Below are 12,109 nucleotides of genomic sequence, written 5' to 3'. Positions count from 1 at the left end.
ACCACCATGGCGCACCGGTTTCTGACGGCGTTGCCCGTGTACAACGAGGTGAATCATGTCGGCGGCGTGGTGGCCGAAGTGCGCCGCTATAGCCCCGAGGTGTTGGTCGTCAACGACGGATCGAGCGACGGCACCGCCGAGGCCCTGGCCCAAATCAACGGCATCCATTGCCTGCACCATCCGCACAACCTCGGCTATGGGGCGGCCCTGCGCAGCGCGTTCGAGTTCGCCGTCGAGCACGGCTACGAAGTGCTGGTGACGATCGACTGCGACGGCCAGCACGAGCCGCGCCGCATTCCCCGCTTCGTCGCCGCCTGTGCCGGCTGGGACATCGTGTCGGGCAGCCGATACCTCAAGCAGTATCCCGGCGACAGCGCTCCGCCCGCCGATCGGCGGCGAATCAACGAATTGCTCACGGCCGAAGTCGATCGCCGCCTCGGGCTGAACCTCACCGACGCCTTCTGCGGCTTCAAAGCCTATCGCGTCGAGGCGCTAAAGAGATTGCACGTCACGGAGACGGGCTATGCCATGCCGCTGGAGGTTTGGGCGCAGGCGGCGGCCGCGCGGTTGCGAATTCGGGAGCTGCCGGTGCCGTTGATTTATCTTGACGAAAAGCGCTCGTTCGGCGGCTCGCTCGACGACGCGAAGATCCGTTTGCGGCATTACCGCGAAGTGCTTGACCGCGCCATGGCGGCGGCCCGCGAAGGCCTCCAAACCTGCCGGGGAGAATGCGCCGGATGAGCCTGACCGGCGACGCACCAGCTCGCGGCACTCCGGCGGGCGAGAGCGACGGAAGCCAGCCGGCACCGTCGGCACTGGCCCATCAGCGCCTGCGCGCGCCACGCGGCGACCGTGAGGTGCTGGCGATCCCTCCCTTGCCATCCGTCGGCGCGCTGCTGGCGACGGTCGACCGTTCGGCGCGCTGCGACTACGACATGCAAGGCCGTTCGCTCTGCGATCTATCGTCGCTGGCCAGGCGCGAGTTGTTGGCATCGGCCCAACACTACACATCGACGTATCGCGACCTGCCTGCCATCGAGGCCGGCGACCGCGTGCTTCTGGCCGGGCACCAACCGCAGCTTTTTCATCCGGGCGTGTGGTTCAAGAACTTCGCCTTGGCGGCGTTGGCCCGCTCGAACCAGGCGACCGCCGTCAACCTGGTGATCGACACCGACACGCTCAAAGACACCACTTTGCGCGTGCCGGGCGGCAGCGTCGATGAGCCGGTTGCCCGGCTGATTCCGTTCGACGACACGACCGGCGAGGTGCCCTTCGCCCGCCGCTCGGTACGCAACCGCCGGGTGTTCGAGAGCTTCGGCCGGACCGCGGCTGACTGGCTGCGTCCGTTGATCGACCAGCCGCTGCTTGACACGTTTTGGCCGAAGGTCGTGGCCCGCAGCCGCGAAACGAGCAACCTGGGGGAATGCCTGTCGCAAGCTCGTCACCAGCTTGAAGGCGAGTGGGGCAACGCGACTTTGGAACTGCCGCAAAGCCGGGTTTGCCGGTTCGAATCGTTCCACTGGTTCGTGGCGCACGTGCTGGCCCATTTGCCGCGGTTCGTGGCGGTCTACAACGAGGCCGTGGTCGCCTATCGGCGGTTGCACGGCATCCGCAGCGCCAACCACCCGGCGCCGGAGTTGGCGCGAGAGGGCGATTGGCTGGAAGCCCCCTTCTGGTTGGCCAGCGACAAGCGATCGGACCGGCGACATCTCTTTGCGCGGCGGCGGGGCAGCGAAATGGTGCTGAGCGACCGCTACGGTCTTGAAGCGGTGGTGCCGCTGGCGGCGGAGCGCGATGCGGACGGCGCCGTCGAAGCGTTGGCGAAGCTTGCCGAGCAGGGCGTGCAGTTGCAGACGCGGGCATTGACGACCACGCTCTTCGCGAGGTTGTGTCTGGGCGATCTCTTCATACACGGCATCGGCGGCGGCAAGTACGACCAGTTGACCGACGAGTTGGTTCGTCGCTTCTTTCTGCTCGAGCCGCCGCCCTTTATGGTGCTGTCGGCGACGCTCTATTTGCCCGTCCAGGGATGGCATTCGGCGCCGTCCGACGCGCGGAGGGTGCCGCAGGAGCTGCGCGATTTGCGGTTTCATCCAGAGCGCTACCTCGATCCTGGCTCGCTCTCCGCGGAGGAATCGCTGCAAGTCGAAGAACGGATCGCGGTCAAGCGTGGCTGGATCGCGACGCCGCGGACGCGCGAGAACGCTCGGCGGCGATGTCGTGCGATTCGGTCCGCGAACGAGGCGTTGCAGCCGTTGCTCGAAGAGAAGCGGCGGCGGTTGACGGCCTTGAACGACGAGACAGCGCGGCGATCGCGGGCCGAAAGCGTGCTTCGCTGGCGCGAATACGCATTCTGTCTTTATCCCGAAGACACGTTGCGGGGATTCTTGGCAACGGCATTCAGCCCTTAGCGATGCCGGGCGGCGCCGTGGGCGTCACGCGCTATGCGTTTTCATTCGAGGCGGCCACGCTGTATTCTGGTGCGCATGCAGTCGCCAATTTGCGGAAGAGGGAGGTCCACGTGGAATACCGCCAAGGTCTGGTGATCGTCAACACGGGCAGCGGCAAAGGCAAGAGCACGGCCGCCTTCGGCACGGCGCTGCGCGCCTTGGGCAACGGCTTTTCGGTGCTGGTGGTGCAGTTCATCAAGGGCAAGTGGAAGACGGGCGAGCAAGCGGCGGCCGGGCGGTTCGAAAAGTTCGAGTTCCGTCCGATGGGCGAAGGCTTTACTTGGGACACCAAGGACCGCGAGCGCGACACACAAGTGGCGATGGCGGCATGGAGCTTTGGCCGCGAGCGGATTCTGTCGGGCGAAACCGATCTCGTCGTGCTCGACGAAATCAATTACGCCATCGACTACGGCTATGTTCCGCTCGACGACGTGCTGGCGGCACTGCGCAGCCGGCCGCCGCACGTTCACGTCATCCTCACCGGCCGCAACGCGAAGCCCGAGTTGATCGAGCTGGCCGACCTCGTGACGGAGATGCGCGAGATCAAGCACCCGTACAAGAAGGGCATCAAGGCACAGCGGGGAATCGAATGGTAGCACGCCGAACCGCGGCTAGGCGAGCGACGGACTCGGAGGACTTTTTCTTTGACTTCCATCTCGCAGAACGTTCGGTTCCACGCCGTCGTGCCTGACGACGTTGAATTCAATCATCCGGCGGGCGCCGCATTAATTCGGCGATTGTCGACTGATATCGCCTCGTCGGGGTGGGTGGTCGACGAATTCGACAACTGGCGTGACTGCGGCTGGTCGGTCATATGTCGCCGTGGCACATCCGTCCTTGACGTCTCAGTGGCCCAGATTCAAACGAATGAATGGATGCTTCAAGTCAATGCACACCGAATACCTGGATTTCTTGGGCGGCTGTTTGGCGCGGAGCAATCGGCCACTCCGGCCGACGTGTATGACTTGGCCATTGATATTCATCGGGCCTTGGCGTCAGCAGAGTGGCTCGGCAGGCCCTTATGGCGGTGGGATGGTTTTCCAGAAGAAGATCACTCCACTCCGGAGCCGCGCCGTTTCTGACGCGCATCCAGTTCGCCGTCGATTGACGATGGTCAGCCCTTCTGGGCCATCTTCGCCAACGTTTTCTTGACCGTGCGAAGCTGGCTCTGCAACTCGGCCAGCGACGACCGTTCTTTCTCAACGACTTCCGCCGGGGCGCGCTCGACGAAGCTGGTATTCGAGAGCTTCTTTTCCTTCGTGGCGATCGCCTGGCTGATGCGGTCGCGCTCCTTTTCCAAGCGGGCAATCTCTGCCTTGATGTCGATCAAGCCTTCCAGATCGACGTACAGCTCGACATCCTTCAGGCTGACGTGGGCGTGCGTTTCAGGCGGTGACGCGGCCGGTCCCCAGGCGACGGACTGCGCGCCGGCCATCGATTCAAAGTACCGCGACATCGGCTCGAGGAGTTCCGCGGTCTCAGAGGAGCAACGCGCCGAAAAGCGGACCGGCGTCTTGGGGGCGATGTTCTGCCGACTGCGGATCTCGCGCAGTCCGCGCAAGACCTCCTGGAAGTACGTAAACCGGGTCTCGATCTGCGCATCGCGACGACGCAGGTCGGCTTGCGGCCATGCGGCGACCATGACGCTTTCCGTCGCCTCAGTCGGCGAATCGAGGCCCCGCGCGGACGCGACCACCGCCAGCCGTTGCCAAATCTCTTCGGTCACGAACGGCATGGCCGGGTGAAGCAAGCGCACCAACGCATCGAGCGTGTGAGCCAGCACGCGCTGCGCAGTCGCGCGCTGCCCCGCGTCTTGCAGACGGTTCTTGACCATCTCGACGTAAAAACTGCAAAACTCGTCCCAGGCGAATTCGTAGAGCGCCCGCATCGCATCGGAAAAGCGATAACTCTCCAGTGCCTCAGTCGCTAGCTGGGTGACCGTCGCCAGCCGGCTCATCAACCAGCGGTCTTCGACGGCCAGGTCGGCGTCGTCAACCGGGCCAGCCGTGTAACCCTCGAGGTTGAGCAGCGTGAAGCGGGCGGCGTTCCAGAGCTTGTTGCAGAAGTTGCGGGCCAACTCGAACCGCTCGCTCACGACCGGACCGCGCGGCAAGGACGTATCTTCGGGCTTCGTGGCCCACTGCGTCGAAAACTCCCCGCCGCAGTGCGAACATTTGACGCGCGGCAAAACGCGGTTCTTCTTGGTCTGCTCGATCAGCTTGCCGCAGTGCGGACATTCGAACTCCACCGGCATGCGGACGTCTTGCGTCTCGGTCGTCAGGTAGGCCAGGGCGAACCGCATGGCATCGGCGCCGAATTTGTCCATCACGTCGATCGGGTCGACGCCGTTCCCCTTCGACTTCGACATCGTCTCGCCGTAGCCGTCCAGAATCTTCGGGTGAATGAACACCTCGCGGAACGGCACGTCGCCCACGTTATGCAGCCCGGTGAGCACCATCCGCGCGACCCACAGCGTAATAATGTCGCGACTCGTGACCAGCGTGCTGGTGGGATAGTAGTAAGCCAACTCCGGCGTCTCGTCGGGCCAACCGAGCGTCGAATGCGGCCACAGCGCCGAGCTGAACCAGGTGTCGAGCACGTCGTCGTCGCGGATCAGCCTGTGCCCCGGCACCGCGTCTTCGGCCAGGTCTTCTTCCTGCGCGCAGATCAGCCAACGATCGCTCTCTTCGTCTCGCTGCCAGACCACGTCGCTCCGTCCGGCGAAAGCCTTCTTCAGATCGGCCTCGCTGGCGGTCGCCGCGTACCAAACCGGAATGCGGTGCCCCCACCAAAGCTGCCGGCTGACGGGCCAGTCGCGCTTTTCGCCCAGCCAATCGAGATAACCTTGCGCATATCGGGCGGGTACGATCTTGACGCGGCCGTCGGTGACCGCGTCCATCGCCGACTGCGCAAGTTGTTCCATCTTCACGAACCACTGGTCGGCCAGGTACGGTTCGATCGCTGTCTTCGAGCGGTCGGAATGGGCCAGGTCGATCTCGCGGTCTTCCACCTCGACCAGCAGACCTTGACTTTCCATATCGGCGACGACGCGCTCGCGGGCCTTGGCGATCGTCAGGCCCTCGTACGGTCCGGCGTTGGCGTTGAGCGTGCCTTCGGGATTGAGAATGTTGATCATGGGCAGCTTCTGACGCTTGCCCACGTCGTAGTCGTTCGGGTCGTGGGCCGGCGTGATCTTGACGCAGCCGCTGCCCAATTCGGGCCTGGCCCATTCATCGGCGACCAGCGGTATCTCGCGGTCCACGAGCGGCAGCCGCAGTTTGCGGCCGGCACGGGCCATGTCGCGCAGGCGAATCAGCGTGGGCAGCAGCGTCTGCCGCCGCTCGGTCAACGCCGTGAGTTGTTGCTCGATCTCCGGGCGGTCTTTGTCAGCCGCTTCGGCGAGTTTTCGTTTCAGCTCGGCCTCGGCCCGGTCGAGCGCGGCGGCCGGATCGGGATGGACGGCCACGGCCGTGTCGCCCAGCATCGTTTCGGGCCGTGTGGTGGCGATGGTGACGTGCCTCGGCTCGCCCGGCAGCGGGTCGATGACCGCGTAGTTCAGATGCCAGAAGTGCCCGGCCACCGGCTCGTGGTAGACCTCGTCGTCGCTGACGGCCGTTTGCAGAAAGGTGTCCCAGTTTACCAGCCGCTTGCCGCGATAGATCAGCTTTTCTTGGAAGAGGCTGAAGAACGTATGCCGGACGGCACGGGCACAAACCGGGTCGAGCGTGAACCGCGTGCGTTGCCAATCGCAACTGCACCCCATCCGTTTCAACTGGCCGAGGATGCGTTGCTCGTATTCGTTCTTCCACTCCCAGATGCGCTCGACCAGATTCTCGCGGCCCAGGTCGTGGCGGCTCTTCTTTTCTTCCTGCAAGAGACGGCGTTCGACGACGGCCTGCGTGGCGATGCCGGCATGATCGGTGCCCGGCATCCACAGGACGTTGTAGCCCTGCATCCGCTTGAAGCGAATCAGGATGTCCTGGAGCGAATTGTTCAGCGCGTGGCCCAGGTGCAAGGCCCCGGTGACGTTGGGCGGCGGGATGACGATCGAGTACGGTTGGCGGCTGGCATCCGGCTCGCTATGAAAATATCCGCGTTCTTCCCAAAACGGATACCAGCGCCGTTGCGGCTCAGCGTGATGGTATTGAGTGGGCAGGTCGGGCGGGAGGCTGATGGTCGGCATGGGAATCAGGTAGACGGTAGACGGTAGACGGTAAACGTGGAGGGATGGTGGGCCGCGTTGATAAAAAAGTGACGAACACCGCATGCCGCAGGTTCGCGGCAGAGCGGTCAGGTCACGAATTCTAACCCTGGCGGGAAAGACGATGCCAGGGGTGTTTGCGTGCAACACCGCCCTTCTTGACCTGCGGCGAGTACCTCGACGGCGAGTACGTCGACCGCTGGCAGGAGCTGGCCGATATTCTTTCGCGCAAGGCGGTGCCGCCTATGTTCCACTCTTAGCGGAGTTTGAGGAGCCCATTCTGAACCAAAGGCTGTAGCATTAAATCAACCCACGCGAGTGCGGCTGCCACTTGACGGTCGGGCGTGCATTCATAGAAATCCGGCAGAATCGCCTCGGGCGTTGAACGTACAGCGAGGTGCGAATACTCAATCTTAAACGGCGGAACCAAGAGTTTTTCTGCCTCTACGAATGCGGAACAGCCGCTAGGATCATTCCTCAGCCAAAGAGCAAAATAGACCCCTTCGTCAGCGAGTTTAATCTCTGGCTCGAACCTCAAGTTGCCAGTTGAAAAACACCACTTGGAGATGCTCCGATACGCTTTCGACGCTCCTGTGTCCTCGGTTTGCACGTTGTATTTGCTCTCAAAGTGCGACTTGATAAGCTCAAGCAGTTGCCAAGCGCGGACCCGTAGCTGTTCCACGTCGCGAAGGGCGTCGACCCACTTCACCTGAATCCCAGAAAACGGTTCCATTCGTCGTTCCCTCAAGAAAGCAAGAAAGGCAGACCAAAACCATCGCCTGCTTTGGTCGACGTCTGCCAAATGATTCTTAATGGCTTGATAGACGTCACTCCAGCGTATCGGCAGAAAGTGGGGCGCGTCCGTAGCGGCATCGCTGGGCAGCCAAGTGCAGGAGACAACCAACGTTTTTCGCCCGCCCGCCAGCTTGGCGATCCTTTCCTGGTATCGCGCGACTTGTTCCGCATCGAACGGGCTCTCAACCTTGTTCTCTTGAAAGACCAAGTTATCGGCGTCTTCGAATTTCATGTCCGGTCGATCGCTCTCGACCGGCTGCTGCGTCTGCAATTTGAAATTGGCCGTCATCGATCTTTGAAAGAGGTCTTTGAGAACCATCGCTGCCGCGTTTTTGTCGGATAGCAAGACGCTCGCGTAGGCCTCTGTTACAAAATCCTCCGCAGGCGTGCGATCGGGCCGAGGTCGATAACGGAAAAGCCGGCTGAAAACTTCTGACTCGCCGTTCATTGTCCCAGCGTCTTCAACCTGTTTGAGCGCCGCGAAACTGCCGGCGTCGGCAAGCCGAGGCGGCGGGTCTTTGACGGGCTGAGCTCCTGGGTGCTTGCGGACGGCGCCCTTTGCTTCGTCCGGCGTCCACTGGTCCACAAGCCAACCTTTGAGGAGCGATAGGGTGGCCCCGACGCTTTCTTCTGCGGGTTGCCGTCGATCGCGGAAGGCCGCGACGAGCACCGGATAATCGTCCGGCTGATGCCAGAGAGCCCATTCAACACCGCCTTCGGTGTTGGCAGCGGTCCCGATCCGGCGTTTCAGCGTGACAAACCGACCATTTGCCGTGGTGGTTGAGCGTACTGCGCCCATGCCATATCGATCAAACGCCGGCAACTCGATCCGTTGAAGTGTGGCGGCCTCCGCAATCGCGCCGAGCCAAGTTTTCCGAGGTGACCGGTCAGCCATCGTGCTCATGATCTGCATCCTCAAAGAACCGGACGTCTTCCACGGTACCTTCGATCAAGTATTCATCCTCTCGATCTTCCCCTTCGAAAATGCGGCGTGCGTCGATGGTGGAAATGCGCACCTTAAAGATAACCACCTCGCCGCTGAGACCAGACTCGTCGCTTGCATATTGAGCAAGCGCCCTTGCGATATCGACATCCGTGGTCCAACTCGTGTATCCCGTATCGGTCATTTCGTTGACGCTGTGGCAATAGCGAGAATACTCGCCAACATAGCCCGGACGTCGCGGATAAACCTCAGCATTGGCAGCCACGTCGTCGACTTCCGCCGACTCCGCGGGCACCCCTCTGTAAAGCCAGATCTCTTCGTGAACTGAGTCGCACAAGCGGTCCTCGCAGCGCATGCTGGCCCCAATCGCCCATTTTTAGTATATCGACGATCTGCTTGCCCCGGCAAGCCGGCGGATGAAATTCACCTGCTGGAGAATCAGGCCGGCATAGCCCGTCTGCTGGGCGACGTAATCGCTGTCGACGTGCGGCCGGCGGCGAATGAGCGTCATGCCGAGCACGTCGCGATAAAACGCGATCGACCGCTCGATGTCGGAAACCGTCAGGCCGATGTGATGGATGTCGATCAGTTGCCAGCCATTTAGGTGCGGGTGCATGGTCAGGGAGCGCCTCGTGCATCGGCCCTGGCAAGTATCAGGTCGACAACCCAGCACTGCTCGGAATGCGGACTATTCTGCCGGCAGTGATCGAGCATCCGCGCGTCCGTGCAGCCTGCTTGCTCTAGCGCATTGGCCAATTGCGGCAGTGCGTCCCAGCGCCGATGCTCGTGGATCCGCTGCGCCAGATCCAGCACCGTCCGGTCATTCGACGACAGCCACGCCAAATCGATTGGGTAACTGACGGCCCAATCGTGGACAGCCGCTCGCCGTTGCCGCCGCAGTTTGTCCTGCTCATCTCTTAGGGCCGCGGCTTTGTCGAAGTTCTGGCCAGCGATGGCTGCTTCCTTTTCCTGCTGCAGGCGGTCGATTTCGTCGTCGAAAGGGGCCACCGCTGCTTGCACATCATCGGGAAAATCGTTGATCGGCGCGCTCGTCAATCGACTCATGGCCGCCGATGGCACGGGCTTACCACGTGTGCCCAAGCTCAGTAAGCGTACCACTTCGTCTCCCACTCGCTCGAATGTGAGACCCTCGTTCATCAACCCCTGGGCCGCCACGCCCTCTTGTTCTCGCAACAGCCCCAGCAACAGGTGCTCGCTGCCAATGTAGCTGTGTCGCAGCTTGCGCGACTCGTCAATGGCCGATTCGATTACCTTCTTGACACGAGGCACTTGGGGTCGGTTTAGGCCCTCTTGAGCTGTCATGCCTGGCTGCGACAGATTTTCGATACTTCGGCGGATCCTGCCCAAATCGACGCCCAAATTTTTAAGCACGGCCACGGCCACGCTGTCTTGCTCCTCAATCAGACCTAGCAAGACGTGCCCGGTGCCAATGTATTCGCACTGCAGCCGCTGTGCCTCTTTGTTGGCCAACTGCATGACCTTCCGCGCGCGATCCGTGAATTTCTCGTACATGGTGCGTCGCTCCTACGCCTCCCAAAGCTCAATCCGCCGGCTCTGCACCGGCCACCCTATATTGAACCAGCCGATAGCCGCTGGCGCGAACCACCGCCAGGCTGGCCATCACCACCAGCGACTCCAGGCAAGTGACCGCCACCGAGGCGGCAAAGTTGTCGCTGAGGAGATACGGAAAATAATAGGGCGGAAACAAGCCGAAGACGGCGGCCAACGCCAGTGCCGTGACGATTCGGCCGGCCGAAGGAGGCCCTCCGAAAACGGCCCATGCTGCGACGAGTGCCACGCTGCCGAGACAGACGCCGCCCGAGAGCAGTGCGACCGTCGAACACAGGTACGACCGATAATCGTTCAAGTAAGCGTTGGCGACCGGGCCGAGCTTGAGCAAAATGCCCGTCACGGCCATCAACAAGAACATCTGCCGCAGCGAAAAGCGAACAGGCGGCAACTCGCCGGTCGCATTCGGCGGCTCGCCCAGGCAGAGATCGATCCCTCGTTGCCGCAAGTAAAGCAACACCGCCACGACCATCGCCATCGTCAACAGCGACAGCCCGACGGCAAACAAGACCAGCCAGGTGATGACCCACATATCGTTGCCCGGTCCGGTGAGCGCGCCGAGCGTGTGCCGTAGCGATCCCCAGGAGCAGACGGCGGCCGTCAAGGTCGCCAGTCCCACGCCGAGAAAGCCAGTCGCTTTGGAATGCCGGCCCCAACCGGTCCATATACCAACCAGGGCCGCGTCGGCATAAACCAGCGCGTCGAAGGCGGCCTCCAGCGGCGGCCCGCCGCCGGAATCGATCAGCCACACCAGCACGACCGCCGCCGCCAGGTGAGCAGCCGCCAACAACCAGAGAATCACCTCACGGCCGCCTTCATTCGCCGCCGGCCGGTTATCGCTGCCGCGCGAAAAACCAAGCGTTCTCGATTTCTTGCCGGCCCGGATGTTCATTGTATTCACGGGCGGTTTTCGACGCGCGGTGACGGCCGTTGCGGCGAGCTCGCATGTAGTGACCACCGCAGGGCCCATTCATCCGGTAGCGAACGCCATTTTCGGCCTCGTTAAGGTTGCGGTCAATCCCCGACGCTCACTGTTCGGCCATCCCCGCCGTCAGGTTTTGATGTTGCGCTTTTGGCGCTCGGCCGCGTAGCGGCCACAGAGTTTAGCCGTGGGCGCGAGCCCACGGACAACGTTGTAAATCCTTCGGCGGAGCCGCGTAGCGGCGGCAGAATACCCGAGTACACCTCTGTCGCCGCTACGCGGCTTTGTTTGGCACTCGCCGAATGTTACCGTGGGTTCGCACCCACGGCTAAATTCTAGCGCCGCTGCGCGGCGGATGCGGAAAACGCGCAACACCAAAAACATCACGCCGGAATTCGCAAGGACCGGCAGGTGCTGGCATAACTCTCTTCGAGGCGCAACGGTACGTACAGTTCGAGCGTCAGCCACAACGGCATGACGGGCAAAACTTTGCCGAGCGCCAGCCGCTCCGCCCAAACTTCGATTCGCGGACTGCGACGCAAGGTCACCGGGCGGTAGGCCACGGCATAGAGCCCCGTCGGCGATCGCCACAGGGCGTGGCGGCTTTTGACTTCGAGCGCCTTGAACAATTCGCGATGCAAGTTCGCCGCTCGCGACGTGACCACGTCGATCACGACAACGCTGATGCCGTGCTTCAAATAGCCGGCACACTTGGCGGCGAACGTCTGCCGGCTGCCGGCACGGTCTTTGTTGCCGGGACTCACCAGTTCGACCGCCGCCCGAAGTTCCGCCCCACCGAGGTCTTGAAAAATGCGAATCTCGATCGTGTCCAGCCGTGAAAAGTCGGCCTTCACCGCGAAGCGCGGCCGCGCAGGAGTCCAGACCGCAGTGGCCCGTTCACCAATAGCCACCGTGCCACCTCCCATCGTTTTTTCCATCGTGGCCACGTCGATTTCCAGCTCTGGACCCAAGCTGATTTCCGACTCGGCGAAGTAATCCGCCGGCAGCACCTCGTTGAGCTGCTGCGCGATCATCGTCGCCCAGGAGTGATGAAAACCTTCCCAGCGGCGTGGCCCGTGCAGCGGTGGATGGAAGTGGTCGAGCAGCGGCATAACCGCGAGACTATATTGCAAACGGTGGGCAGTCAACGTGATATGCTTGTGGGTAGTGTCCCAAAGTTGAGTAGGGTGGGACCAGCGAGCTTGGGA

The 12,109-nt window shown here is 62.3% G+C and carries 12 protein-coding genes; 5 read left to right on the top strand and 7 right to left on the bottom strand.

Annotation, left to right across the window (positions count from 1 at the left end; translation table 11 throughout):
• Positions 1-6 precede the first annotated feature (6 nt).
• The 4 genes from VNH11_33125 to VNH11_33110 are packed head-to-tail and all read left to right on the top strand — an operon-like array spanning position 7 to position 3,532.
• Positions 7-741 (top strand): glycosyltransferase family 2 protein, encoded by a 735-nt coding sequence (locus VNH11_33125; protein ID HVA51232.1) that lies wholly within the window; start codon positions 7-9, stop codon positions 739-741.
• Positions 738-2,411, top strand: coding sequence for a hypothetical protein (locus VNH11_33120; GenBank protein HVA51231.1), 1,674 nt, complete (start codon positions 738-740; stop codon positions 2,409-2,411). The genes VNH11_33125 and VNH11_33120 overlap by 4 nt, the downstream gene beginning before the upstream one ends.
• Positions 2,412-2,413: 2 nt before the next feature.
• A complete protein-coding gene (cobO, locus tag VNH11_33115) occupies positions 2,414-3,046 on the top strand; it encodes a cob(I)yrinic acid a,c-diamide adenosyltransferase (GenBank protein HVA51230.1) in 633 nt (210 codons plus the stop codon).
• A 48-nt stretch (positions 3,047-3,094) separates the two neighbouring features.
• Positions 3,095-3,532 carry a hypothetical protein gene (locus tag VNH11_33110; GenBank protein ID HVA51229.1) on the top strand — a complete coding sequence of 146 codons (438 nt, stop codon included), beginning with the start codon at positions 3,095-3,097 and terminating at the stop codon, positions 3,530-3,532.
• A 32-nt stretch (positions 3,533-3,564) separates the two neighbouring features.
• Here VNH11_33110 and VNH11_33105 read toward each other — a convergent pair whose 3' ends face one another.
• Positions 3,565-6,633: a valine--tRNA ligase gene (locus VNH11_33105; GenBank protein ID HVA51228.1), complete on the bottom strand. Its 3,069-nt coding sequence runs from the start codon at positions 6,631-6,633 to the stop codon at positions 3,565-3,567.
• A 155-nt stretch (positions 6,634-6,788) separates the two neighbouring features.
• On the opposite strand from VNH11_33105, the gene VNH11_33100 reads away from it, so the two are divergent.
• The gene (locus VNH11_33100) at positions 6,789-6,911 is read left to right on the top strand and encodes a hypothetical protein (GenBank protein HVA51227.1); all 123 of its coding nucleotides are present in this window, start codon (positions 6,789-6,791) and stop codon (positions 6,909-6,911) included.
• On the opposite strand, the gene VNH11_33095 is transcribed toward VNH11_33100, so the two are convergent.
• The 6 genes from VNH11_33095 to VNH11_33070 form a co-directional block, all read right to left on the bottom strand.
• Positions 6,908-8,350 (bottom strand): hypothetical protein, encoded by a 1,443-nt coding sequence (locus tag VNH11_33095; protein ID HVA51226.1) that lies wholly within the window; start codon positions 8,348-8,350, stop codon positions 6,908-6,910. The genes VNH11_33100 and VNH11_33095 overlap by 4 nt on opposite strands.
• On the bottom strand, positions 8,334-8,654 hold the full coding sequence (locus tag VNH11_33090; protein HVA51225.1) for a hypothetical protein: 321 nt from the start codon (positions 8,652-8,654) through the stop codon (positions 8,334-8,336). The genes VNH11_33095 and VNH11_33090 overlap by 17 nt, the downstream gene beginning before the upstream one ends.
• A gap of 111 nt (positions 8,655-8,765) precedes the next feature.
• Entirely contained in the window at positions 8,766-9,005 is a 240-nt protein-coding gene (locus VNH11_33085) for a VOC family protein (protein HVA51224.1), read from the bottom strand.
• A gap of 2 nt (positions 9,006-9,007) precedes the next feature.
• The gene (locus VNH11_33080) at positions 9,008-9,886 is read right to left on the bottom strand and encodes a Clp protease N-terminal domain-containing protein (GenBank protein HVA51223.1); all 879 of its coding nucleotides are present in this window, start codon (positions 9,884-9,886) and stop codon (positions 9,008-9,010) included.
• Positions 9,887-9,950: 64 nt separating this feature from the next.
• The gene (locus tag VNH11_33075; GenBank protein HVA51222.1) at positions 9,951-10,880 is read right to left on the bottom strand and encodes a hypothetical protein; all 930 of its coding nucleotides are present in this window, start codon (positions 10,878-10,880) and stop codon (positions 9,951-9,953) included.
• Between the two features lie 404 nt (positions 10,881-11,284).
• The gene (locus VNH11_33070) at positions 11,285-12,049 is read right to left on the bottom strand and encodes a DUF4058 family protein (protein ID HVA51221.1); all 765 of its coding nucleotides are present in this window, start codon (positions 12,047-12,049) and stop codon (positions 11,285-11,287) included.
• Between the last annotated feature and the right edge of the window lie 60 nt (positions 12,050-12,109).

Source organism: Pirellulales bacterium, assembly GCA_035533075.1.
GTDB lineage: Bacteria > Planctomycetota > Planctomycetia > Pirellulales > JAICIG01 > DASSFG01.
The sequence above is the reverse complement of the archived record's forward strand: the minus strand, read 5'-3'. Positions and strand labels throughout refer to the sequence as shown.